This window comes from Nocardia acididurans (assembly GCF_016741815.1).
In the GTDB taxonomy this organism is placed as follows: Bacteria; Actinomycetota; Actinomycetes; order Mycobacteriales; family Mycobacteriaceae; genus Nocardia; species Nocardia acididurans.
Window position 1 is genome coordinate 592375 of record NZ_JAERRJ010000001.1, and the last position, 22756, is coordinate 615130.

Sequence of the window (22756 nt, forward strand, 5' to 3'; positions counted from 1 at the left end):
TCAATAAGCACCATAACGGGCACGGAGATCAGGATTGCGAGGGGGATCACGGTTAACTTCTCGGCCGTGGGGGTTCGGGCGCCGGGCGGCTTCAAGAGGACCGAACAGTTTGCGAACACGACTGTTCGTCTAGTGGTACCGTCACTCTATGAACGCCAGTGCGGCCCGTGTCCAGCGCCGCGGTTTTTTTCGCCCGGCCCCGCAGGTGGCTGGTAAACGCATCCTGATCACCGGCGCGGCCCGCGGTATCGGCGCCGCTCTGGCGCGTCAGCTGCATGCGAGCGGCGCCCGCGTGGCCCTGCTCGGCATCGAGGCCGAACTCCTGGCCGAGGTCGCCGCCGAATGCGGTGACGCCCCCTGGCGCTACTGCGATATCGGCGACCCCGATCAGGTGCAGCGCGTGGTCGACTCCCTCACCCGCGAACTCGGCGGCCTCGACGCCGTCGTCGCGAATGCCGGTATCGCCAAACAGTTCTCGATGCTCGGCGGCGACCCGCAGGTCCTGGAGGAGCATCTGGCGGTGAACGTCCTGGGCGTCTACTACACGCTGCGCGCCGCGGGCCCGCACATCGCGCATCCGAACGGGTACGCCCTCATCGTCACCTCGCTGGCCGCGGCCGTGCACCTACCCCTGGCCGGGGCCTACAGCGCGTCCAAGGCGGCTGTCGAAGCCCTCGGTCAGACCCTGCGCATCGAACTGCGGCATACGGGCGCCCGCGTCGGTCTCGCGTATTTCGCCGAACTCGACACCGATATGACCAGCCGCGGATTCGACACCGTGGCCGCCCGCAGCATCCTGGCGCGCGGCCGGGACGCCGGCATGGCCACGATCTCCGGTATCGCACCCCTGGGTCCCGCCATCGACGGCATGGAACGCGCCCTGGCTCGCCGTTCCCGCCGCACGGTGTCGCCGTACTGGGTGGGTGCGGTGCTGTGGTGTCGCCCGCTGGCGCAACGTGTGATCGACTATGCGCTACGCGCCGGTGTCGAGCCCGGTCTGGATATCGCCCGTACCGAACGGGTGTCGTTCACGACCGACCAGCCCAGCCGCCCGCGCAGAATGAGAAGGCTCGCTTAACCGCCACCACGGAGTGCACCGTATGCCCGATTCGGCTGTCACCGCTCGCCAGCTGCCCCGCGGCCGTCACGGCCTGCCGCGGGAGACCGTCGTCGCCGCCCAGCGCGACCGCATCCTGCTCGCCATGGCGGAGGCGATGGCCGAAAAGGGTTATGTGGGAACGCCGGTGGCCGCGATCATCAAACGCGCGGGCGTCTCCCGGGAGACCTTCTACGAGCAGTTCCGTTCCAAGGAGGACTGTTTCGAGGCCGCGTTCGAGCGCGCGGTGGAGCTCATGCTGGCGGGCATCCTCGCCGTCACGGGCGCGGACTTCGAGGGCGAAACCCATGTGGAGCGCATCGAACGCGTCCTGGGCGCCTACTTGGACGCGCTCGCCGCCGAACCCGCCTATGCCCGGGTCTTCCTGGTCGAGGTGTACGCGGTCGGCCCGGAGGCCATCACACGCCGCACCCAGTTGCAGGAAACCTTCGTCGCCATGGTCGGCGACATTCTCGGCGCGGAGACCGCCGAGCAGCGTTTCGCCTGTCAGACCCTGGTGGCCGCGGTCGGGGCGATGGTCACCGCCCGGATCGCCGCCAATGATGTGGCCGGTCTGCGCGGTCTGCGGGAACCGCTGCTGGAGCTGGTCCGCCGCAGTGGCGAACTATTCGGCAGCACGCCCCTGCAGGACTGAGGCGGCCGGTTCCGGCTGTGTCGCGGCAGCCCGGCGACGCAGTGCGAGCAGCGCGATGCCGGCGCAGGCCGGTAGCAGGGCCGCGAGCGTCCAGGTGGCGGGCGTGCCCAGTCCGGTGGCGACGGTGCCCAGTCCGGTGGCGGCGCCGAAGTACAGGAACAGCAGTCCCGAGCAGAGGGCGATGAGCCGTTCCGGCACCCGCTTGCCCACGGTGACGCCGATGAAGATGGCCAGTCCGCCCGCCGCGACCATGCCGGCCACGGAGCCGATCCACACGGCGGCCCACCCGTTGTCGGTGGCGAGGGCCATGGTGGCGAACATGGTGCGGTCGCCGAGTTCGGCGAGCAGGAACGCGGACAGTACGACGAAGAACGCGGACCGCGATTTCGGCGGTGCCGCAGGGGTTTCGGAGTCTTCCCCAGTGCCGCCGAGGGTTTCGCGCAGCGTCCACAGGCCGACGCCGATCAGGATGGCTGCCGCGAACAGTGAGATCACTCCGGTGGGCAGGGCCGCGCCCAGGAAGTGCCCGACGCCGACGGCGATCAGGTTGACGGCGATGCTGGCGACGGTGATGGCGCTGAGCACCACCCACCACCGGTAGCGCAGGGCGAAGGTGAGCGCCATGAGTTGCGATTTGTCGCCCAGTTCGGCGAGGAACAGCGCGCCGAAACTCAGCAATATCGTGGTGATCATTCGTCAGCTCCCAGGTCTCCGGCCTGTCGGCTGAAGGTGCGGCGACGCTTCAGCCGACACCGCACCGGTAAATACGGTTTGGTTCTCGTCGGCCGAAGGTCTCGCCCACCGGATGTCCCGGTTCACGCAGCCGGATCCGAGGGTGGACCAGTATGTCGACTGCGCGATTGGGGGCTACTCCCCTTCGCTGTCGGCAAGCCTACCCCGGCAAACCGGGCGCATGCAAACGGGTGTAGTCGAAATCGCAATGCGCACAATAAGTTTGGGGACGCTGCCCGAAGGTTTCGGGTACCCTCACGCGGCCAGCAGCATGGCCAGAACCGCGGTGTCGGGATCACTGATCGGGTCGACGCCCACCCGCGAGACCATCGAGGTGACGGTCCCGTCGACATCGGTCTCGACCCAGGCCGCGCGGTGTTCCAGGCCCAGGTGCGGCAGTCCCGGCAGCAGCAGGCAACCGGATGCCGCACCCGAGCATTCGGGCAGGGACGGCCGTGTCTCGCGCGGCGGATGCAGCATGATCAGCGCCGGTGGCACATGTCGGGCAAACTTTCCGGGCTGCAGTGCTTCCTCGCCGAGCACCGTCCCTTCGGCCAGCACCAGCCCCACCATTCCGGGTTGTGGATCCTCGGGCAGTTCCTCGCGCGCCCCGAACACGGTGGTGGTCGGCAGCAGTCCGGGCAGGCTCGCGACCCGCACGGCGACGACCAGCAGCTGGGCCCATTCCTTGGTGGAGTCCGGCCAGCGTCCGGAGATGAGGAATCCGCGCAGGGATCCGCTGGAGTGGAACGGCGTGACGCCGATCTGTTCGTGAGCGCCCATTGTTGCCTCCCGAAGTAGAGATCCGGGGCGGCTCTGCCCGTCCTGAGTTTGGGACATCAGATTCTCCCCAAACGAACTGGCACACAAGTACCAAAGAGTGCTAGCAGACGGGTATGTCGGCAGACATTCCCCCGTTCAGCCCCCTGAAACAGCGAGGACCCGCGAGCCGGTAGCGGCTCGCGGGTCCGAAAAGCCCGGGCGCGTCGCGCCCATCCGGCAGCAGCCGGACATCAGGCCCTGATCACCCGAAGATGAGGCCCTTGCCCTGGTTGACGGCGCGGGTGAAGCGGTCCTGCACCTCGGCCCAGTTCACGACGTTCCAGAACGCCTTGACGTAGTCCGCCTTGACGTTCTTGTACTGCAGGTAGAAGGCGTGCTCCCACATGTCCAGGCCCAGCAGCGGGATGATGCCCAGCGGCACGTTGCCCTGCTGATCGGTCAGCTGGAAGGTGAGCAGCTTGCCCGAGAGGGTGTCGTAGCCCAGCCACGCCCAGCCGGAGCCCTGCAGGCCGTTGGCGGCCGCGGAGAACTGCGCGACGAACTTGTCGAACGAGCCGAACTGGTCGTCGATGGCGGCGCCCAGGTCGCCCTCCGGCTTGTCGCCGCCGTCCACGGACAGGGTCTTCCACCAGATCGAGTGGTTGACGTGGCCGCCCAGGTGGAAGGCCAGGTTCTTCTCGTTCAGGAAGATGGCCGCGTGATCGCCCTTGTCGCGGGCCTCTTCCAGCTTCTCGAGGGCGGCGTTGGCGCCCGCGACGTACGCGGCGTGGTGCTTCGAGTGGTGAAGCTCGTTGATCTGCCCGGAGATGAAAGGCTCCAGAGCGCTGTAGTCGTAATCAAGATCCGGCAGCGTGTAAACAGCCACGATGTCCCTTCCTCAGTGTCGGGGTCGTGTGTCCCCGGCGGCAATTATGTGCCGAGGCGCACCCAACCATCATTCGTACACCCGCTCGTGTCCAACCCGCCCTTCAACCCCCTGATTCCCGCAGGTTGGGCTCGGCCGCCTCTCCGCGCCTTTTGCGCCCGGCCGAGAGCCGTCGTCAGTCGTGTTCGCGTGCCGACGGCAGGGTGCCGAACCGATTCTGGGTGTACCCGACGAGTTACCCGGATCTTACGAAATCAGTAGTCGCCTATCCGCACTACAGCGGCGGAACGATATTGGGGCGCATGGTGCGCGGGTCGCCCTTGTCGTGGGCCTGCCACCAGCGGACGCCGCCGCCGATGAATTCGGTGACGGGGATCGGCTTGCCGTCCAGGTCGGCGACCTCGACGCTGTCGAACCAGACGCGCACGTCGAGTTCGCGCGGGTCGATGCCCTCCTCCTGGGAGAACTCGAGCATGTGCGCGGCGGGCCGGTCGCTGAGGACGGCGTCGAAGCTGAGCAGTTTCTTCCACTGGGCCCAGGACTTGTCGTCGAGGTCGAAGAATTCCCAGCCGTGCAGCGCGCCGCCGCCGAAGCTGAGGACGGCTTCGCGCAGGCTGTCCGCGGTGAGCGGCAGGACGACGGGTTCCAGGTCGTCCCAGCGCTGGCGGCGCAGCGAGGCGGCGACCCGGCTGACGCCGGTGAGCGTGAGGTGGACCTTGTGGTTCGCCGGCGGCGGGCCGTCGACGGGGAGGTGCAGGACGTCGAGTTCCAGCCGGATGCGCGCGGCCGCCGCGTCGACGTCGATTCCGAGGCAGGTGGCCTCGGAGAGGGCGGTGTTGAGTCCGTTGATGTCGAGGCCGTCGAGTGTCCCCCTGCTCACAGTCATAGCGCCAGGCTACCGATCCGGCCCGGCCGGGCCGAGGATTTCCGTTTTTCACTAGTGTTGTCGTTTTTTCCGGATCCGAACGGAACCGATTCCGGGGCAGCGCCGTCCAAGTAGATGAGGCCCGGTTCCACCGGGCTCTCGGGCGGACCGTTCCGGGGCGTGGAGGGGACTTCCGGAGCGGTCCGCCGGGGGATTTTTCCGGACATTCCGCCCAGGTCTGAACCTGTGGATCAGGTTGTGGATTATGTGGATAACTTTCGAGCCGGATGCATGACACCACGGCTCTCCGCCGCCCGTGGCAGGATCGAAACCGTGACGATGCCCCATGTCCCCTCGGTCCCGATCGACGCCGTGCCAGCGGAATTCGACACGGCCGCACCCTGGGCCGGGGTCACGCCGCCACCCGCCATGCTCATCGACGTGCGCGAGGACGACGAATGGCAGCTGGGCCACGCGCCCGGGGCCCTGCACATCCCGCTCGTCGACATCCCCGCCCGCCTCGACGAACTGGACTACGACGCCGAGATCTACGTGGTCTGCCGCCAGGGCGGGCGGTCCATCCAGGCGGTGCAGTTCCTGCTGGAGTCCGTGGGTGTCGAGGCCTTCCACGTCACCGGCGGCATGGTCGCCTGGCAACAGGCCGGTCGCCCGCTCACCGGCGACGACGCACAGCAAGCGAAGATCTACTAGGCACATATGCAGCCGAGGAACGGGGGACACGTGGCCGACTCGCGATCGCCGGTGGTACAGCCGTGCGCCCGCTGCGGCGCGCGCTGGGCCGTGCAGGGCAGACCACTGCACTGGTGCCCCCGCTGCCACGGCGTACTGCTCTCACCCGCGCCCGTGGACGCACCGCCCACGCGCCGCAACTACCGCTGGGTGGCCCGCCCGCCCGGCCGCAAGGGCCATCCCGGGCAGCCCGCCCGCCGGCAGCCGTCCGCGGAAACGCCCCGCTACCTTCAGATCCCGCGCTGGGGCCTGCAGGATCGCCCGCCACGGCAGGCGAGCGCGCCCGCCACCCGCTTCCAGCGGCTGGTGGCCCGCATCCCCGATCTGCTGACCACGACGGCGGGCCTGTTCCTGCTGTCGGCACTGGCCGAATTCGGGCGCTACGGGGTGCTGCTGCGCAACCGCACCCGCTTGATCCCGCCATGGCTGCTGTACCTGTCCGACGGCGCGGTGTACGTGTTCGGTGTCGCCGCATCGATTTTCGCGTTGCTCACCGCCGTCGCCCTGGTGGGCTGGCTGGCCGGGGTCCGGCGCGCGGCATTCGAGGCGGCGGGCCGCACCGATCCGCGATCGTCGCGCCTGCTGGTGCTGGGCTGCCTGGTGCCGGGCGTGAACCTGGTGTGGCCGGGGGTGTTCCTCACCGACGCGGTGCGGGTGCGCGGCAATGATCCGCGCCTGCTGCGGACGGTCCGGATCTGGTGGGCCGCATGGGTTCTCAATGGCGTGACGGTGGCGGTGGCGCTGCTGTACCGCTTCGCCGACACCCTGCAGGCCCAGGCCGACGGCGTGCTCTTCCACGCCTGGACTGATCTGGCGGGCGCGGCGGTGGCGGTGCTGACGCTGTGGCTGGTGCGCGCCTTCGCCGGTCGTGACCTGCGGGGCCGGGAGATCTCCGCGAAGCGCTGGCTGATCGCGACCGAACCGGCGGAGCCGGTGATCGAGCCGGTGCATCCCGGTGGTGAATCCGGTGCGGGGGCCGCGGGATCCGGGTCCGCGGCGGTCGCCGCGGGCGAATCCTCTTCTGCCGGGCGCGCGCCCGCCGCCGCCGTCGGGAATGATGAGGCCACCGCACCGAATCCCGAGGAGGTATTGGCGAAGTGAGCCGGGCCAGTCGCGCGCCGTTCGTGGTTGCGCACCGGGGGGCGTCGGCGGCGCGACCCGAACACACTCTTGCCGCTTACGATCTCGCCCTGCAGGAGGGCGCCGACGGCGTCGAATGCGATATCCGCCTGACCAAGGACGGCCATCTGGTGTGCGTGCACGACCGCACCGTGGACCGCACCTCGAACGGTTCCGGCGCGGTCAGCGAGATGACCCTGGACGAGTTGAAGAAACTCGACTTCGGCATGAACGGCGCGGAGCCCGCCGAGGTCCTGACGCTGTCGGAGTTGATCGAACTCGTCCTCGACTGGAAGAGCCGTCCCACAAAGCTTTTCATCGAGACCAAGCACCCGGTCCGCTACGGCGCCCTGGTGGAGACCTCGCTGCTCACCGAACTCCAGCGCTACAACATCGCGGCTCCGGCGTCGGCCGACCACTCGCGCGCGGTGGTGATGTCGTTCGCCGCGACAGCCGTCTGGCGTATCCGCCGCGCGGCCCCGCTGCTGCCGACGGTCCTGCTGGGCGAGTCCTCCCTCTACCTATCCGGTGGGGCCGCGACGACGGTCGGCGCGACGGCCGTGGGCCCCTCGGTCCGCACCCTCCGCGAACACCCCGACCTCGTCGACAAGGCCGCCGCGGCGGGCCGGGCCACCTACGTCTGGACCGTCGACGACCCCGAGGACGTCAAGCTCTGCGCGGACCTCGGCGTCGACTGGGTGGCCACCAACCTCCCGGGTCGCACGAAGAATCAGCTCGCCGCCGAGTAGTCCGCAATTCCCCGGAGCCGCAATCCGTTCGACACGGGGTGCGGGGGTGAAGCCCCTGAGCGTCTCGCGGAGAGTTCCGGGTAGTTTTGCCACTCATGGGTAAGAGCAAGCGCAACAGTCCCAAGCCGGGAAGTAATCGGGCCGAGAAGCTGGCCGCGCGCCGGGCCGCGCAGGAGCAGGCCGCCCAGACGGTCACGCGGCCGTTCGAGGGTTTGGCGGCGGAATGCGACCTGGTCGCGCTACGGGAGTTCGTGCCGTCCGCGACGGCGACGCTGAAGCTGTCGCCGAATGTCGCCGCCGAACGTCCCGTCACGCTCGCCACGGTGCTGCCGGGTGCGGTGGCCGCGCTGGTGCGGGCCGGGGACGAGCCGCTCGGGTTCGTGGGGACGCAGGTGCAGTTCCAGTCCGCCGATCCGTCGGCCGATCTCGCGGCCGCGATTCTGTGGACGCAGGGCGCCGAGCCGGGCGACTCGCTGCAGACCGCGAATGTGGAAGGCGCGCCGCGGCTTTCGGAGGTGCTGGATTCGGGTGCCGCCCTGGATCTGACCGTGCACCAGGATTTCAACTGGTGGGTGCCCGAGGGCGTGACCCCGGACGCGCAGGTGGCCGCCACCATCGAACAGGCCAATCAGGCGATCATGCCGTCGGCGCGGCTGGAGCTGGGCGCGGACGCGATCGGCGCGGCCTGGTGGGTGGATGCCGGTGAGAAGGCGCATCTGCGCTGGGTGCGGCCCGAGGACGAGGACGCGCTGATGCTGGCGCTGGCGCGTCTGCACGCGGCCGGGCAGCTGAACCTGGGCGAGGGTTCGCGGTTCGCGGGTTCGTTCCGTACGCACGGCCTGCTGGTGCCGGTGTTCGATCTGGATCCGGAGCGGCACGCCGCCGAGTGGGAGGCCCCGGCTCGCGAGTTCGGCGCGCGTCTGGCCGAGGCGCTGAAGTCGGATGCCCCGCTGACGTCCGATGAGCGGCGTTCGCGGGATGGTCTGCGCTCCCGCCAGGTCACCCTGCGCTGATCTGAAACAGTGCTGTGATCAGGGCTTTTCCGGTTGCTCGCGGAGGGGTTGCGCCGCGCTCGCGGGCGGCCGGAAAAATTTGCCGAAAGATTTTTTGAAAAACCCTCATTTCGGTAGGCCTGTCGGTTAGGTTCTCATCACCCCACAGATCCAAGGGGACGATGCGAAAGCATCGGCACAGATGAGGAGAAAACCATGGAAGCCATTCTCGCCCTGATCAAGTCGCTGTTCAGCTCGATCTCCGCGAAGTGATCTAGCCTTCGGCACACATCGAAAGGCCCGGTCCAGCGCAAGGGACCGGGCCTTTCGTGTGGAATTGTTGCGACAGCCGAATTCGGTGGGTTACAGCGAACCGCCCGCCGCGTGCGGCGAACCGGACGCGTCCTTCGGCGAGCTCATCTCGCGCGAGACGTAATTCTCCAGATCGAACAGATTCGCGCTGGCGCGATCGGCGACAGCCAGCAGGGTGCGCATGGTCGCGACTTCCTCGACCTGCTCCTTCAGGAACCACTGCATGAACTGCTCGCCCTGGTAGTCGCCCTCTTCGCGGGCGGTCTTGGCGAGCTGCACGATCTGCTCGGTGACCGCTTCCTCCTGCGCGAGGGCGAGGGCGATCGGCTCCTTGGCATTCGCGAATTGCGACTTGCCCGCATCGGTATTCGCCACTTCGACATTGAAGTCCTGATCGAGCAGGTACTGCGCGATCATCATGGCGTGATTACGCTCTTCGACGGCCTGCTTGTAGAAATACTTGGCGAGCACCGGCAGGTCGGCGTGATCGAACCACATGGCGATGGCGATGTACTGGTGCTCCGCATTGAATTCGTTGCGGATCTGGTCCTGGAGCAAGGCGTGGAACTTGCTCTTCTTGGTTTGGGTGCGCGTGGCCATGGGGACGACATTAGCCCTGGTCACAGCGCGTGTCATCCAAGTGCAGCCTTATTGAGCACAGCCTTATTGAGGCAAGTATTGCCTAATTTGCACTAATTGCCGACGGTTGTTATCAGGTCCGATGGGATCTGTTCGTCATCGGCCAGCGCCTGGAAGAACCGGCTCGCTTTCTCCTTGTCCCACAGCACCACATTGCCGCTGTCGGTGTCCTCGAACCCGCCGATCGGCACCGTGGTGGCGATCGGATCGCCGCCCAGCGCCCGCCCGAGCGAGGCCAGATTCCACACGTGGCAGCCCTCGTCGACCTCGAGCGCCTTCGTCAAGCCCTGTAGCAACGGCCAGGCCCGGAACGGATTGGCCAGGGTGCTCGGACTGGCCGCCTTCTGCAACAGCGCGCTCAGGAACTTGCGCTGGTTGAGCATGCGATCCAGATCCGCGCGCGGCGTGGCGCGGGTGCGCACGAACCCCAGCGCCTCGGCCCCGTTCAGCTGCTGGCAGCCCGCCGGCAGGTCGATGCCGGCCAGCGGATCGCTGATCGGTTCGTCCAGGCACATCTCGATACCGCCCACGGCGTTCACGATGTCGGCGAATCCGCCGAAGCCGATCTGCGCGTAGTGATCGATACGCAGCCCGGTCGCCCCCTCCACGGTCTGCACCAGCAACTGCGGCCCGCCGAGCGCGAAGGACGAGTTGAGCTTGTCCTTGCCGTTGCCGGGCACGCTCACATACGAGTCGCGCGGCAGGCTGACAAGCGTCGGCGTCCCCGATTCCGGAACGTGCACGAGAATGATCGTGTCGGTGCGCTCGGAGCCGACCTCACCGCCGGTGGCGAGTTCCTGCTCCTGCTCCTCGGTCAGCCCGGTGCGGCTGTCCGAACCCACGAGAAGCCAATTCGTCCCGGGCGTGTCGCCGGGCCGGCCCTGATAGTTCGCCAGTGCGTCGATGCGCACCAGATGGGTGTCCACGTACACGGCCGCCGCGATCGGCAGCGCGAGCACCAGCACCAGGATGATGAGAATCAGCCGCCCCCAGCGCAATCGGAACCTGCGCCGGGAACCGCGCGGCCGATCTCCGCCGCCCCCGGTGCGTTTCGGCGGGCGTGCAGGCGGCGGTGGCGGCGGTGGCGTGTTCTCGCGGTACGGCACCGGCTGCTGGGTCGGCGCGTGCAGCATCGGCGCGCCCTCGCGGTCCTGCTCGGTGTATTTGCGGGTGGCCGCCGGATTGCGCTGGGCTGCGGCGGGATTGCGCTGGTCGCGCGGGGGCGGCGCAGGGCGTTGCGGCGGTGCGGCATTGCGCTGCGGCGACGGTGGCGGAGCCTGGTCGCGCCGTGGCGGCCGCGGGTTCCGGGGCGGCTCGTTGCGCGGGTTCTTGACGGTCGGCTGCTGCGAATAGGCAAGCGGCTGACGGGGTTCCGGGCGGTCCATTTTGCGGGTCGGGTCCGCGCCGCGCGGCTGCCGTCCGGCGGCCGGTGCCGGGGGAGTGCCGCGCCGGGGCTCCGCGGGATGGGCACGCGGAGGTTGCGGAGGCGTTGCTCCGGGGCGCTGCGGGCGGGCGGGCGGCTCGCCTGATCGAGCAGGCGGCGGCTCCCGGCGCATCCGTGCGTAGTGCTGGGGGTCGTCGCCGTTCATCACCGAAACTCTACTGATGGAACCCCGCCCAGGGTTCATCTCGATGTCATTACGCTGTGCGTCAGGGCAGCCACGAGACGTGTCCGCGCAGCGCCGCGTAGCCGATGTAGGCGATCGTGTCGATGAGCGCGTGCGCCAGCAGCAGCGGCCACAGCCGGTTGGTGCGCTGCCAGTAGCGTCCGAAGATCACCCCCATCACCAGATTGCCGATGCCGCCGCCGAGCCCCTGGTACAGGTGGTAGCTGCCGCGCAGCAGCGCCGACGCCAGCAGCGACCGATTCTCCGACCAGCCCAGCTGCCGCAGCCGCGTGATCAGGAACGCGACCACCAGCACTTCCTCGGCCGCCGAATTCGCCCAGGCCGACAGCACCAGCATGGGCAGCCGCCACCAGTGCTCCAGCGATCCGGGCACGATGGTGACGCTCACCCCCAGCGCGTGCGCCGCGAGATACAGGCAGAGCCCGGGGATTCCGATGATCGCCGCGAGCGCGAGTCCGGGCAGTACGTCCTGTCGCCACCGCAGTCGCCGTGCCAGCCCGATCGCCCTCGGCCCGATTCCGCTGCGCCACAGCAGATACAGGCCCAGCGCCGCCCAGCCGAGCAGTCGCGCCATGCTCAGCAGCTGGAACAGCAGATCGATCATCGACTGCGCGGCCCGCGACGGATTCAACGCCACGGTCTGCCCGCCGACCCCGCCCGGTGACAGCGCGCTCTCGAGCAGTGACAGCGCCGCATTGGCCCCGCTCAGCCCGAACGTGACGACCAGCACCACCGCGATCTCGACGCGAACCGCCCGTTTCTCCTGCGTGGAGGACGCGGGCGCGGGCCATCCGGCCCGGGATTCAGCTGCCGACACCATGGCAGCCAATCTAGGTGTGCGACAGCTCAGCTGTGGCGCAGCCCGTTGCGGAAGGGGCATCCGGCGAGCAGCCGGACGGCGCGGCTGAGGGCTTCGACGTCGTCGGCGGGGGAGTTGAAGGAGAGTCGGACGTCGTGGTCGCGGTCGCTCGCTTCGACGCGCAGGGTGATGCCGTAGCGGTCGATGGCGAGCGGGTGCACGAGTGCCCCGCGGCGCAGGTGGCCGGGGAGGTTGCGGGCGAGCCGGTCGACGATGTCGGCGTGGTCGGCCTGCAGGTGCTGCAGCCAGGCGGCCTCCATACCGCAGAACGGGTCGGCCTGGGCCTGCCGGAGTTGTTCGCGGCCGACGGAATCCGCGCCGGTGCTGTCGGCCACCACGGCGGAGTCGATGACCAGGCGCATCAGGATGGAGGTGTGCCCGACGTCGAGCAGTTCCGGGGCCGGATGGTCCTCGGCGACGGCGGTGGCGAGGGCGCGCTGGGACTGTGCGGGCACCGAGTGCACCCAGCCGCGCAGCCACACCAGGGCGCGCACGGGTTCGCGCAGCTGGACCGGTGCGTGGTCGGTGAGTTCCAGGACGGCCGGGGAGCCGGTGCTGCCGGTGCCGCTGATGAGCATGGCGGCGGTGGAGGTCATGGGGACGGCGATGACGGCGTCCCCGCATTGGCGCAGCCGGTGGACGGAGGTCGGTATGGGGTCGAGGCCGGGCAGCGCCAGCATCGCCTGCTCCGCGTGGGTGCATGCACTGTGGACGCGTTCGGCGGTCGTGGGTGCGGCGACGGGGGCCAGGTTGGGCATACATACCTCCGACAGGAAATTAGGTAAACCTAAGCTAAGTGACGAACGTCGCTCGCGCAACCGGTACACGCCCGATTCCCCGTCCGGAAGGGCGATTCGCGGCCGAATCCGCAATCCCCCCGCACACCGCGGCCGGCGCGCGGATACCGTGAAGCCGTGCCGCATGATTCGTCCCCCGCCGACCCGGTGCCGCTGACACTGTCGATGCCCCCGCGCCCGGCGCGCGGCCTGGTCGACGATCTGGTCCGCCCGATCTCGCCGAACCCCGAGGCCGAGATCCTCGACCTCGCCGTCTCCGATACCGAGATAGGCGTCTTCCTGGTGCGAATCGCCCACGGCGACAAGGGTTTCGTGGCCCGCACCGACTCCGGCGCACGAGCGCTGGCAATCGTCGCCGCCACCACGGCCGCCCTCATGGGCGACGACATCCCCACCGCGCTCGCCAACCCCGACCTCGATTTCCTGCGCGGGCTGAAACCGCCCGCCGTGGAAGCCCTGCGCGAGGTGCTGCTCGCCATCGAAACAGCTGATCGTGCAGCCGTCGAAACCGCGCTGTCCGTTCTGGCCGCGTGACCTCGACGCGCCGAGTTCGGTAGGCGACCACTGATTTCGCGGGGTCCGGGTAACTCGTGGGGTACGTCCGGAATCGGTTCGGCACATGACCGCCGGCACGCGTGCGTGACGGTCGACGGCTGTCAGCTGCGCGCAGAAGGCTCGGGGAGGCGGGGGAGTAAGTAATCTCGTAGCCGTGCCGCGTATCGCCTACTTCGGGCCGTCGGGAACTTTCACCGAGATGGCCCTTGCCAAGCTCGAGTCCACCGGAGTGTTCGGTGGGACGGTCGAGCGTGTGCCCGCTGCCAGTCAGGGGGCCGCCATCGAGCTGGTGCGCGCCGGGGAGGTCGAGGGCGCGGTGGTGCCCATCGAGAGCTCGGTGGAGGGTTCCATCGCGCCCACGCTGGACGCCCTCGCGGTCGGCCCGCGTCTGCAGATCACCGCCGAGACCGAACTCGATGTGGCCTTCACCATCGTCGGCCGTCCGGGTCTGACCCTCGCCGATGTGCGCAGGGTCGCCGCCTACCCGGTGGCCGCCGCGCAGGTGCGGATCTGGCTGGCGCACAAGCTCCCGCAGGCCCAGATGTACACCTCGGGCTCCAATGCCGCCGCCGCGGAGGACGTGGTGGCCGGGCACGCCGACGCCGCCGTGTCGACCGCCCTGGCGGGTGAGCGGCTCGGCCTGGCGACCCTGGCCTCCGGCGTGGCCGACCACGATCAGGCGGTGACCCGTTTCGTGCTGGTGGGCCCGCCGCGTCCGGCGCCGCCGCGCACCGGGGCCGATCGCACCTCGCTGGTGATGGAGCTGGCCAACGAGCCGGGCTCGCTCATGCGCGCCTTCGCCGAATTCGCCACGCGCGGCATCGATCTCACGCGAATCGAATCCAGGCCCACGCGCACCGGCATGGGCACGTATCGCTTCTACCTGGATTGTGTGGGCCATATCGACGACGCCGCGGTGGCGGAGGCGCTCAAGGCGCTGCATCGCACGGTGCCCATGATCCGGTACCTGGGTTCCTGGCCGGCGAGTTCGGCGACCGGAACCCCGCCGCCCGCCGACGAACCGGCGGCGGACTGGCTGATCGATCTGAGGAAGGGGGTGGCGGACCTGTGACCGGCAAGCTGATCCTGGTTCGGCACGGGGAGACCGAGGGCAATGTCGGCAAGATTCTCGACACCCGGCTACCGGGGCTGCCGTTGACCGAACGCGGTGTGGGACAGGCGAAGACGTTCGGCTCGGGGTTGATCCGGTCGCCGCAGAAGCTGTTCTCCTCGGCGGCGCTGCGCGCACGGCAGACGGGCGGGTACATCGAGGCGGCCACGGGCGTGCCGCTGGAGGTGCTGGAGGATCTGCAGGAGGTGCAGCTCGGCGACCTGGAGGGCCTGGCCTCCAAGGACGCGCACGACGCCTTCCAACAGGTGTACCGCTCTTGGCATTTCGGCGATCTGAGCATGCGGGTGCCGGGCGGCGAGAGCGGCCGGGACGTCCTGGACCGCTACGTGCCCGCGCTGGAGCGCCTGCGCGACGAATACCTCGCCGACCGTGACGCGGGCGATGTCGTCCTGGTCAGCCACGGCGCGGCCATGCGCCTGGTGTCCCGGGAACTGACCGGCGTGCCTAGGCTTTTCGCCGCGAACAACCATCTCGACAACACCGAGACCATCGAACTGCTGCCGTCCGCGGACGGCCTGTGGGAGTGCACCCGGTGGGGCCGCTATCAGCCCCCGTTCGCGGACGCGATCGATCCCACGGGCGACGACCCCATGGGGTGAAAACCCCCACTCTCGGGGGGGCTCTCAGGGGCTTCGCCCCCGAACCCCTCAGGAGAGCCGCCTGGAACCCAGGCTCACCGAACCCCCTAGGGCGGCTGGAACCCCGGCTCACCGAACCCCCTAGGGCGGCTGGAACCCCGGCTCACCGAACCCCCTAGGGCGGCTGGAACCCCGGCTCACCGAACCCCCTACGGCGGCTGGAACCCAGGCTCGCCGAATCGCTAGGGCTGCTTGGGGGTTGGGAATTCCTCGCGCAGCGGCAGTGACGAGATCAGATCCTGCAGTGCGGTCCGCAGGCGCGCCGGGGTGCCGCTCGCGAAGGACGTCCACTTGGTGCCGTCGTCGGCGACGCTCGCGGTGGCGAGGAATCGGCCGTGCCGCGTGTTGTACACGGCCACATGCCCGTTCGCGACATCGCGGCTGCCGTCGCCGTAGAGCACGCCCGCGATCTCTGCGTGCGAGTCCACCTGGACCAGTGCCGCCGCAAGGGTTTTCGCGTCCCCGCTGGGATGGCATACGGCGGCGAGCCGGGTGGCCGTGGTGGTCATATCGCCCGCGTCGTCGAAGATGGGCACCAGATCCGCGGTGGGGGCGCGCATGCCGTCGAGTTCGAGGGCGTCGGCCGGGCCGAGCGCCGCCATGACGGTGCCCGCCAGATCGTGCCCGGCCTCGTCGAGCACATACGATTCCGGCCCGCGCAGCGCGACCACCTCGATGTCGTCGCCCTTGGCGAGGCAGAACCGGTTGACCTGCCCGTCCACATACCAGCGCAGGGCCAGCACCCAGTGCGGCCGGTACAGCACCCGCAGCCGTTCGGCGAGTTCCGGGTGCACCTCCTCGCCGTCGAGCAGGTCACGCTCGGTCAGCGAGGCGGCCGCCGCCGTCATGGCGGCGGCGTGGTCGGTGGCATTGTCGTAGCGGCCCATGGCGTTCAGCACCACGGGCAGCTCGTCGATCTCCAATGCCTCCTGGACGTACTGCATTTCGTCGAGTGACAGGGTCACCGACCGCAGCAGGGACGGCCCGCGGCCGCCACCGAGGACCGTCACCGGCCCTCCGCCGGATCGCCGCCGATGACGGCGGGCGCGATGACCCCGCCGTGCGCGAAGTGATCGGTGGCGTGGCCGAAGTCGTTGCCGTCGTGGGTTTCGTCCTCGTCGTCGCCGCGGTTGCTTCCGAGCACCGGACTGGTGCCGGAGTTGCGCACGGGTGCGGTGCCGTTGGCGCTCTGCGCGACGGTCGCGGGTTCGGCGACGGTTCCGAGGACCGCGCCACCGGTTGCGGCGCCCGCGCCCGCACCCCAGCCCTGCGGCAATTGCAGTGTGCCGCCGCCGTTTCCGATGCTGACGGTGCTGCCGCCGCCGTAGGACACGGCGGTGGTGGCCAGGGCGGCCGCGCCGACTCCGGCGGCGGTGGTGAGGCCCGCGTTACCGGCGCCGGGCGACACGGTGCCGCCCGCGTTCACGGCGCTGGTGATCGAGCTGATGGCGTTGCCCGCCACCGAGGTGACGCTGGACGCGCCCGTGGTGACCACGCTGCCGGCCACCTGCGCGGCCTGCGAGAGGCCGCTGACGAGGGACGGATTGCTCGCGAGCGAGGTGACGGTGGCGAGGGCGGCCGACACCGGATCGGTGCTGCCGAAGGCTTCGGACCCCGTGGACGCGGCGTCGGCGGAGCCCGCGCCGCTGGCGATGGGCGGCGGCATCAGGAAGGTGCCGGGCGTGACGACGAGCGCGGTGGTGGCGGCCTCGTAGGTCTCCATGACGAGCGCGGCCCGGATGTCCATGGCCAGTTTGGCGGCCTCGGCGAGTTCCGCGGTGCCGTTGAGCGCGCCGCCGGTGGAGTGCGCCGCCACGCGCGCGGCCTCGACGGCCGCGATCTCGGGCAGGCTGGGCATGGCGATGGAGGCCACGGTGTAGGCGGTGGCGTTGGCCGCGGTCTTGGCGGCGAGTGCGGTGGCCATGACGACCTGCTGTTCGGCCCACACCGTGAAGCCGGTGAGGCGGGCCAGCACATTGAGGCCGTTGAGGCCCTGCAGGCCGACGCCGACCTCGGCCATGACGCGGGCGACGGTGGCGGTCGCGTCCACCCACGCGCCGGTGAGCGTGGTCCACGAGGTGGAGGCGGCGGAGATCGGGATGGCGTGCGCGCCCGCGTTGAGCGAGACCGAGTTGATCTCGGCCATGCGGGGGAGCCAGAACACCCCGGTGATTCCCAGCGTCATGTGTTTGTCCCCCTCTTACACCTGGACGGCGGCGATTCCCGCGGCCCGGATGGTGTCCTGGGCCAGGTACGACGCGAGTTGACTGCGAAGTGTGGCGGCGGCGTGGTGCAGTTCGAGAATGCCCTGCGCGACGGCGCTGTCGTGGGTGGCCGCGGCCTGGTTGAAGTGGGTGGCCGCCAGGATGGACACCTCTTCGGTGCCGGACGGCAGGACGTGGGTGGTGGGTCCGGCTGCGGTGGCGACGGCCGCCAGCCGTTCGGCCAGCAGGTCCAGTTCCAGTGCCGCCGCCAGGATCAGTTCAGGCTGCACGGAGATATGGCCAACCATGATCGGACTCCCTTCCACAGAGTTCTTCCCCCGATATGAAGATTGGACGCGGGAGTGACGCGATCGGTTCCCCGTACTCATCGCAATCTTGATCAGCCCCATCCCAGCTGATGAAGGCGGTCGTCGTCAATCCCGAAATAGTGTGCGATCTCGTGGATCACCGTGATCGCCACCTCTTCGACCACTTCTTCTTCGGTGTGACACATCTCCAGGATGGCGTCGCGGTAGATGGTGATGGTGTCCGGTAATGCGCCCCCGTAGTGGCTGAAGTCGCGTTCGGTCAACGCGATGCCGTGGTAGAGGCCGAGCAGCTGCGGCTCCTCGTCGTTGCGCGCCTCTATGAGAACCACCACGTTGTCGATGGCGTCACTGAGTTCGCCCGGGATCAGGTCGAGTGCGTCGCCGACCAGTTCCTCGAAGCGGTCCTCGGACATGGTGACCGGCACAGCTGTGTTCCCTCTCCTGCGTTCGGCCCGGTTCAGCGCGGGGTCGGAATGACCGGCGGTGCGGCGCCGGGCAGCGGCTGCGGGGTGGAGCGGCCGTTGTTCGGCGGCGGCACGGGGGCCTGGCCGTCGATGAGGATGTCGCCGCGCGCGGAGCCGGTGATGGGCGCGAAGCCCTCCTGCGCGCCCTTGCCGATGAAGCAGTTGAGGCTGCGGCTGCCGGCCAGCCAGCTGCGCGTGTCGATGTAGTCCCAGAAGAGGGTGAGCGTCTTGTTGCGCAGCGCGTCACCGGAGCCGAGGTAGTCGGTGGAGGTCTGCGCGCACTGCTCCTCCATCCACTTGTCCTGCTCGTCCTTGGACGGCGGGCCGCCGGTGAAGTGGGTGCCGAGGTCGATGGTGGAGACGATCTCGTAGGCGTGCTGCTGGCCGCAGTCGATCGGGTCGGTGGGCAGGTTGCGGCTGATGCCGATGCAGGTGCCGACGTCGAAGACCTTGGACTGGCTGACATCGCTCACCCGGCCCGCGGACGGGATGGTGGCCTCGCCGGTGGTGGTGTCGACCTGCAGGCCGCAGCGGATGGTGCGTTCGCCCGCCTTCCAGCCGTCCTTGCCGGGCCACATCAGGCCGACCTCGTATTTGCCGCGCGGGTCGAAGCGGCCGCCGAGGTAGGCCTGGGTGGCGCTGACGCAGTGTTCGTCGCGAAGTTCGGTGAACCGCAACGAGTCCGGGTACTTCGAGCCGGTGCTGAATTCGCGGCCGGGGTACTTGGCGAGGTCGATGGTGGCGGTCACCTCGAACAGGTGCTTGCTGGAGCAGTCCACCTTGGACAGGTCCAGGGCCGAGGTCTGGGTCCAGTTCAGGCAGTCGCCGGCCTTGGCCGTGCCGAAGGCCTCGCCCGCGACCGCGCCGGTGGGCTGCGGGGAGCCCGGGTTGTGCGCGGTCACCTTGCCGGTGTCGAACCCGCCGGTGACGAGCATGATGACGGCCGCGATGGTGGTGCCGACCGCGAAGGCCAGCAGCCCCCAGCGCACCATCTGCGCGGAAACCGGGTCACCGTGTTCGATTTTGGCGCGCAGCCTGCCGAACATCCCGGAACCCTGGGGGCTCTTGCGGGGACGGGTGGGCATGCCGGAGCGCTGGTCTGGGGGAGGCGACTGTACGGACATCGCGGTCCATCATTGCAGCGCGGTTGGCCCCCCGCCACGTCCTCGCACGGCAATGGCGAGATCAGCCGATCAGGGGGCGGGCCACGGAAAAAGCCGTGGACCCCGCCGACTAGGCTTGTTACCTATGATCGACCTTCGATTCCTGCGGGAGAATCCGGACGTCGTGCGCGCCTCGCAGCGGGCCCGCGGCGAGGACCCGGCCCTGGTGGACGCCCTGCTCGAGGCGGATGCCGCGCGCCGGGCGGCGGTGCTGACGGCGGACAATCTGCGCGCCGAGCAGAAGGCGCTGGGCAAGAAGGTCGGCAAGGCTTCTCCGGAGGAGCGCCCGGGTCTGCTCGCGCAGGGCCAGGAGTTGTCGGCGAAGGTCAAGGAGGCGGAGGCCGCCGAGACCGCCGCGGACGCCGATCTCGATGCCGCGCAGCGCGCCCTGTCGAATGTGGTGCAGGAGGGCGCGCCGTCGGGCGGCGAGGACGACTACATCGTGCTCGAGACCGTCGGCACGCCGCCGGTATTCGATTTCACCCCGAAGGATCACCTGGAACTGGGTGAGTCGCTGGGTCTCATCGATATGGAGCGCGGCGCGAAGGTGTCGGGTTCGCGGTTCTACTTCCTCACCGGGTACGGCGCGCTGCTGCAGCTGGGTCTGTTGCAGCTGGCCGCGCAGAAGGCGGTGGCGAACGGTTTCACCATGATGATCCCGCCGGTGCTGGTGCGCCCGGAGATCATGGCGGGCACCGGTTTCCTGGGGCAGCACGCGGCGGAGATCTATCACCTGGAGGAGGACGACCTGTACCTGGTCGGCACCTCGGAGGTGCCGTTGGCGGGCTACCACTCGAACGAGATCCTGGATCTGAACGCGGGCGCGAAGCGCTACGCGGGCTGGTCGTCGTGTTTCCGTCGCGAGGCGGGCAGCTACGGCAAGGACACGCGCGGCATCATCCGCGTGCACCAGTTCGACAAGGTGGAGATGTTCGTCTACGCCAAGCCGGAGGACGCGGATGCCGAGCATCAGCGGCTGCTGGGCTGGGAGCGGGACATGCTGGCCGCCATCGATGTTCCGTACCGGGTGATCGATGTGGCCGCGGGTGATCTCGGTTCGTCGGCGGCGCGCAAGTTCGACTGTGAGGCATGGGTGCCGACCCAGCAGACCTACCGCGAACTCACGTCGACGTCGAATTGCACCACATTCCAGGCGCGTCGCCTGAATGTCCGCTACCGCGACGAGAACAACAAGCCGCAGACCGCCGCGACCCTGAACGGCACTCTTGCGACGACGCGATGGATCGTGGCGATCCTGGAGAACCATCAGCAAGCCGACGGTTCGGTCAAAGTGCCTGCCGCGCTTGTACCTTTTGTCGGCACTGAACTATTGGAGCCGCGCTGACTCGAGATGCTCGGTCCGTGCCGAAACGCTTGAAGGTTCGCGGCCGTCTCGATTCTGGACTGACGGAGCGGGGGAGCGAAGCGGAGGAGCGGAGGAGGGAAGAATCGAGACTTCAGGGCCGCGAACCCAGCCGGAGCGAAGCGAAGGCAAAATTCAACACAGCGTCTAGGCTAGGCAGCGTGCGAGGAATCGGGTCTCGCGGCGATACCCGAACCCGGGTGCGGGCGGCATCGGCGCTGGCGACGGCAATGGTCATGGCTCGGACGACCGGGGCGTTCTACGTCATGGGCGGTGTGCTGGGCCTGATCCTGACCGCCGTGGCGCCGGGCGATGAGGGCAATCGTCCGCTGGTGGGTTCGGCAGCGTTCGTGGCGCTGCTGCTGGGTCTCAGTCTGCTCATCTGGGGTCCGCGGATGCAGCATGCCGCGCATCACGTCTACGTCGGCATCGCGACGGTGCTGGTGACCATCGCGGTGCACTGGTTCCCGAATACGGTGGGCGCCATCAGTCTTGCGGCGTTCTACGTGTTCGTCGCCTGTGATGCCGCCATCTTCTTCGCGTGGCGCTGGCTCGGTGTGCATCTCGCGTTCGCGATCGTGTGCTGCCTGTGGGTGGTGCCCTCGCGCGGGCTGCCGTGGTGGTCGGGTCTGATCCCGGCGGGCATCACCTTCGGGATCGGCATCGTGGTCGGCATTCTGACGCGGATGGCGTCGGACGCCGATATCGACGTGCTCACCGGTCTGTTGAATCGCCGCGGTTTCGACCGCGCGCTGAACAATGCCATCGGGCACGCCACTCGCACGGGTCAGGGTCTGGCCCTGGTGCTGGTCGACCTGGACCGCTTCCAGAAGATCAACGACCATCTCGGGCATCGCGCCGGCGACGCCGTGCTGCAGCGGGTGGCCGACACCTGGGAGAAACTCCTCGGACCCGATCAGCGGCTGGCCCGCTACGGCGGTGACGCCTTCGCGCTGCTGCTGCCGAATACCACCGAGCAGGCCGCGATCCTGCTCACCGAACAGCTGCGCGCCGCGGTCACCACCGGCTGCTCGGCGGGCGTAACCTCCTGGCAGCCCGGCGAATCCGGTTCGCTGCTGGTCTCGCGCGCCGATGTCGGCCTGTACCGCGCCAAGCAGGCGGGCCGCAATCGCACGGTGCTGGAGTCCTCGCGGCAGCTGCCGCTGGCGGTGGAGCTGCGCGAGGCCATCGACCGCGGCACCCTCGACGTGCAGTACCAGCCCATCGTCTCGCTCTCCGACGGCGACACCCGCGCGGTCGGGGTGGAGGCGCTGCTGCGCTGGTCCTCGCACGCGCAACCGGATGTCACCACCGAGGGCCTCATCCGGGTCGCCGAGGAGTACGACCTCATCTCCGATCTGGACGAGCTGGTGCTGCGCCGCGCCTGCGCCGACGCCGCCCGCCTGCAGGAGACCTTCGCCCAGCTGGATCTGACGCTCAATGTGAACGTCAGTGGTCTGGAACTGGCCGAATCCGATTACGCCGACCGGGTTTCCGGCATCCTCGCCGATACCGAATGGCCCGCGGATCAACTCGTCCTGGAGGTCACCGAGAGCGAGCTGGCCGCCGAATCCGAGACCGCCATCGCGAATCTGCACAAGCTGCGCGAGCGGGGCGTGCGCATCGCCATCGACGATTTCGGCACCGGCTACTCGTCGTTGAGCCGCCTGGCGACGATCCCCAGCGACATCCTCAAGGTGGATCAGTCCTTCGTGGCCGCCATCCGCTCCGATTCCCCCGCGCCGCCGCTGCTGGGTGTCATTGCGGCGCTGAGCAAGTCGCTGGATCTGCAGGTGATCGCCGAGGGCGTCGAGACCGAATACCAGGCGGCCGTGCTCACCGAGCTCGGTTTCGCGCTGGCGCAGGGCTACCACTACAGCGATTCGCATCCGGTGTCCGAGCTGATCAACGATCTGAACGAGCATCACGGCCTGGTGGGCGCGAGCGTCGACCGGGAGCCGTCGGCCAATGGCTGGATTCCGGTGGAAAATCCGCTTGACGGCGGGCTCGGCGGCGCACAAGACTGAGCTCATGCGCTTGCTCGTCTACGCCTATTGATTCGTCAGC

At 68.9% G+C, this 22756-nt stretch carries 24 protein-coding genes; 11 read left to right on the forward strand and 13 right to left on the reverse strand.

Going from position 1 to position 22756, the window contains the following annotated elements; translation table 11 throughout:
• Window positions 1-148: 148 nt before the first annotated feature.
• Together JK358_RS02705 and JK358_RS02710 are read left to right on the forward strand one after the other, a co-directional pair.
• Complete coding sequence (locus tag JK358_RS02705) at window positions 149-1078, forward strand: SDR family NAD(P)-dependent oxidoreductase (protein ID WP_201943106.1); 930 nt, start codon at window positions 149-151, stop codon at window positions 1076-1078.
• A 22-nt stretch (window positions 1079-1100) separates the two neighbouring features.
• Window positions 1101-1751: a TetR/AcrR family transcriptional regulator gene (locus JK358_RS02710; protein ID WP_201943109.1), complete on the forward strand. Its 651-nt coding sequence runs from the start codon at window positions 1101-1103 to the stop codon at window positions 1749-1751.
• Here JK358_RS02710 and JK358_RS02715 read toward each other — a convergent pair.
• The 4 genes from JK358_RS02715 to JK358_RS02730 all read right to left on the reverse strand — a co-directional run bounded on the left by JK358_RS02715 (window position 1722) and on the right by JK358_RS02730 (window position 5017).
• Complete coding sequence (locus tag JK358_RS02715) at window positions 1722-2444, reverse strand: TMEM165/GDT1 family protein (protein ID WP_201943112.1); 723 nt, start codon at window positions 2442-2444, stop codon at window positions 1722-1724. The genes JK358_RS02710 and JK358_RS02715 overlap by 30 nt on opposite strands.
• A gap of 294 nt (window positions 2445-2738) precedes the next feature.
• The gene (locus JK358_RS02720; RefSeq protein ID WP_201943115.1) at window positions 2739-3266 is read right to left on the reverse strand and encodes a peptidase; all 528 of its coding nucleotides are present in this window, start codon (window positions 3264-3266) and stop codon (window positions 2739-2741) included.
• 241 nt (window positions 3267-3507) lie between these two features.
• Window positions 3508-4131, reverse strand: a complete 624-nt coding sequence (locus JK358_RS02725) for a superoxide dismutase (protein WP_201943118.1) — start codon at window positions 4129-4131, stop codon at window positions 3508-3510.
• Window positions 4132-4405: 274 nt separating this feature from the next.
• Window positions 4406-5017: a hypothetical protein gene (locus tag JK358_RS02730; protein ID WP_201943121.1), complete on the reverse strand. Its 612-nt coding sequence runs from the start codon at window positions 5015-5017 to the stop codon at window positions 4406-4408.
• Between the two features lie 312 nt (window positions 5018-5329).
• Between JK358_RS02730 and JK358_RS02735 the strand changes: the two genes are divergently transcribed.
• From JK358_RS02735 to JK358_RS02750, 4 genes are all read left to right on the forward strand, one after another.
• A complete protein-coding gene (locus JK358_RS02735) occupies window positions 5330-5707 on the forward strand; it encodes a rhodanese-like domain-containing protein (protein ID WP_307817245.1) in 378 nt (125 codons plus the stop codon).
• 30 nt (window positions 5708-5737) lie between these two features.
• The gene (locus JK358_RS02740) at window positions 5738-6847 is read left to right on the forward strand and encodes a DUF4328 domain-containing protein (protein WP_307817247.1); all 1110 of its coding nucleotides are present in this window, start codon (window positions 5738-5740) and stop codon (window positions 6845-6847) included.
• A complete protein-coding gene (locus JK358_RS02745) occupies window positions 6844-7614 on the forward strand; it encodes a glycerophosphodiester phosphodiesterase (RefSeq protein WP_201943127.1) in 771 nt (256 codons plus the stop codon). The genes JK358_RS02740 and JK358_RS02745 overlap by 4 nt, the downstream gene beginning before the upstream one ends.
• A 95-nt stretch (window positions 7615-7709) precedes the next feature.
• Window positions 7710-8627 (forward strand): DUF5926 family protein, encoded by a 918-nt coding sequence (locus JK358_RS02750; protein WP_201943130.1) that lies wholly within the window; start codon window positions 7710-7712, stop codon window positions 8625-8627.
• 342 nt (window positions 8628-8969) lie between these two features.
• Here JK358_RS02750 and JK358_RS02755 read toward each other — a convergent pair whose 3' ends face one another.
• From JK358_RS02755 to JK358_RS02770, 4 genes are all read right to left on the reverse strand, one after another.
• Entirely contained in the window at window positions 8970-9518 is a 549-nt protein-coding gene (locus JK358_RS02755; RefSeq protein ID WP_201943132.1) for a ferritin, read from the reverse strand.
• A gap of 92 nt (window positions 9519-9610) precedes the next feature.
• Window positions 9611-11146, reverse strand: a complete 1536-nt coding sequence (locus tag JK358_RS02760) for an LCP family protein (RefSeq protein WP_232850585.1) — start codon at window positions 11144-11146, stop codon at window positions 9611-9613.
• Window positions 11147-11207: 61 nt separating this feature from the next.
• On the reverse strand, window positions 11208-12005 hold the full coding sequence (locus JK358_RS02765) for a CPBP family intramembrane glutamic endopeptidase (RefSeq protein WP_201943135.1): 798 nt from the start codon (window positions 12003-12005) through the stop codon (window positions 11208-11210).
• A 26-nt stretch (window positions 12006-12031) separates the two neighbouring features.
• Window positions 12032-12802: a DUF2470 domain-containing protein gene (locus JK358_RS02770; protein WP_201943138.1), complete on the reverse strand. Its 771-nt coding sequence runs from the start codon at window positions 12800-12802 to the stop codon at window positions 12032-12034.
• 156 nt (window positions 12803-12958) lie between these two features.
• On the opposite strand from JK358_RS02770, the gene JK358_RS02775 reads away from it, so the two are divergent.
• The 3 genes from JK358_RS02775 (at window position 12959) to JK358_RS02785 (ending at window position 15127) form a co-directional block, all read left to right on the forward strand.
• Entirely contained in the window at window positions 12959-13375 is a 417-nt protein-coding gene (locus JK358_RS02775; protein ID WP_201943141.1) for a hypothetical protein, read from the forward strand.
• A gap of 175 nt (window positions 13376-13550) precedes the next feature.
• Complete coding sequence (gene pheA / locus JK358_RS02780; RefSeq protein WP_201943144.1) at window positions 13551-14468, forward strand: prephenate dehydratase; 918 nt, start codon at window positions 13551-13553, stop codon at window positions 14466-14468.
• Window positions 14465-15127, forward strand: coding sequence for a histidine phosphatase family protein (locus JK358_RS02785; protein ID WP_201943147.1), 663 nt, complete (start codon window positions 14465-14467; stop codon window positions 15125-15127). Before pheA ends, JK358_RS02785 begins: the two co-directional genes overlap by 4 nt.
• 221 nt (window positions 15128-15348) lie before the next feature.
• Here JK358_RS02785 and JK358_RS02790 read toward each other — a convergent pair whose 3' ends face one another.
• The 5 genes from JK358_RS02790 to JK358_RS02810 all read right to left on the reverse strand — a co-directional run bounded on the left by JK358_RS02790 (window position 15349) and on the right by JK358_RS02810 (window position 19248).
• Window positions 15349-16176, reverse strand: coding sequence for an ESX secretion-associated protein EspG (locus JK358_RS02790; protein ID WP_201943150.1), 828 nt, complete (start codon window positions 16174-16176; stop codon window positions 15349-15351).
• On the reverse strand, window positions 16173-17351 hold the full coding sequence (locus JK358_RS02795) for a PPE domain-containing protein (protein ID WP_201943153.1): 1179 nt from the start codon (window positions 17349-17351) through the stop codon (window positions 16173-16175). The genes JK358_RS02790 and JK358_RS02795 overlap by 4 nt, the downstream gene beginning before the upstream one ends.
• Window positions 17352-17366: 15 nt before the next feature.
• The gene (locus JK358_RS02800; protein WP_201943158.1) at window positions 17367-17678 is read right to left on the reverse strand and encodes a PE family protein; all 312 of its coding nucleotides are present in this window, start codon (window positions 17676-17678) and stop codon (window positions 17367-17369) included.
• A gap of 92 nt (window positions 17679-17770) precedes the next feature.
• A complete protein-coding gene (locus JK358_RS02805) occupies window positions 17771-18124 on the reverse strand; it encodes a metallopeptidase family protein (protein WP_201943160.1) in 354 nt (117 codons plus the stop codon).
• A gap of 32 nt (window positions 18125-18156) precedes the next feature.
• Window positions 18157-19248 (reverse strand): septum formation family protein, encoded by a 1092-nt coding sequence (locus tag JK358_RS02810; protein ID WP_232850586.1) that lies wholly within the window; start codon window positions 19246-19248, stop codon window positions 18157-18159.
• A 163-nt stretch (window positions 19249-19411) separates the two neighbouring features.
• Between JK358_RS02810 and serS the strand changes: the two genes are divergently transcribed.
• Together serS and JK358_RS02820 are read left to right on the forward strand one after the other, a co-directional pair.
• Entirely contained in the window at window positions 19412-20671 is a 1260-nt protein-coding gene (gene serS / locus JK358_RS02815; RefSeq protein ID WP_201943165.1) for a serine--tRNA ligase, read from the forward strand.
• A 179-nt stretch (window positions 20672-20850) separates the two neighbouring features.
• Complete coding sequence (locus JK358_RS02820; RefSeq protein WP_307817249.1) at window positions 20851-22716, forward strand: putative bifunctional diguanylate cyclase/phosphodiesterase; 1866 nt, start codon at window positions 20851-20853, stop codon at window positions 22714-22716.
• Window positions 22717-22756: the final 40 nt, after the last annotated feature.

Bases quoted from the DNA above. Each gene is read 5' to 3' on its own strand.
- JK358_RS02705 (WP_201943106.1), top strand. From the start codon at position 149: ATGAACGCCAGTGCGGCCCGTGTCCAGCGCCGCGGTTTTTTTCGCCCG.
- JK358_RS02710 (WP_201943109.1), top strand. From the start codon at position 1,101: ATGCCCGATTCGGCTGTCACCGCTCGCCAGCTGCCCCGCGGCCGTCAC.
- JK358_RS02715 (WP_201943112.1), bottom strand. From the start codon at position 2,444: ATGATCACCACGATATTGCTGAGTTTCGGCGCGCTGTTCCTCGCCGAA.
- JK358_RS02720 (WP_201943115.1), bottom strand. From the start codon at position 3,266: ATGGGCGCTCACGAACAGATCGGCGTCACGCCGTTCCACTCCAGCGGA.
- JK358_RS02730 (WP_201943121.1), bottom strand. From the start codon at position 5,017: ATGACTGTGAGCAGGGGGACACTCGACGGCCTCGACATCAACGGACTC.
- JK358_RS02750 (WP_201943130.1), top strand. From the start codon at position 7,710: ATGGGTAAGAGCAAGCGCAACAGTCCCAAGCCGGGAAGTAATCGGGCC.
- JK358_RS02755 (WP_201943132.1), bottom strand. From the start codon at position 9,518: ATGGCCACGCGCACCCAAACCAAGAAGAGCAAGTTCCACGCCTTGCTC.
- JK358_RS02760 (WP_232850585.1), bottom strand. From the start codon at position 11,146: ATGAACGGCGACGACCCCCAGCACTACGCACGGATGCGCCGGGAGCCG.
- JK358_RS02765 (WP_201943135.1), bottom strand. From the start codon at position 12,005: ATGGTGTCGGCAGCTGAATCCCGGGCCGGATGGCCCGCGCCCGCGTCC.
- JK358_RS02770 (WP_201943138.1), bottom strand. From the start codon at position 12,802: ATGCCCAACCTGGCCCCCGTCGCCGCACCCACGACCGCCGAACGCGTC.
- JK358_RS02795 (WP_201943153.1), bottom strand. From the start codon at position 17,351: ATGACGCTGGGAATCACCGGGGTGTTCTGGCTCCCCCGCATGGCCGAG.
- JK358_RS02800 (WP_201943158.1), bottom strand. From the start codon at position 17,678: ATGGTTGGCCATATCTCCGTGCAGCCTGAACTGATCCTGGCGGCGGCA.
- JK358_RS02810 (WP_232850586.1), bottom strand. From the start codon at position 19,248: ATGCCCACCCGTCCCCGCAAGAGCCCCCAGGGTTCCGGGATGTTCGGC.
- serS (WP_201943165.1), top strand. From the start codon at position 19,412: ATGATCGACCTTCGATTCCTGCGGGAGAATCCGGACGTCGTGCGCGCC.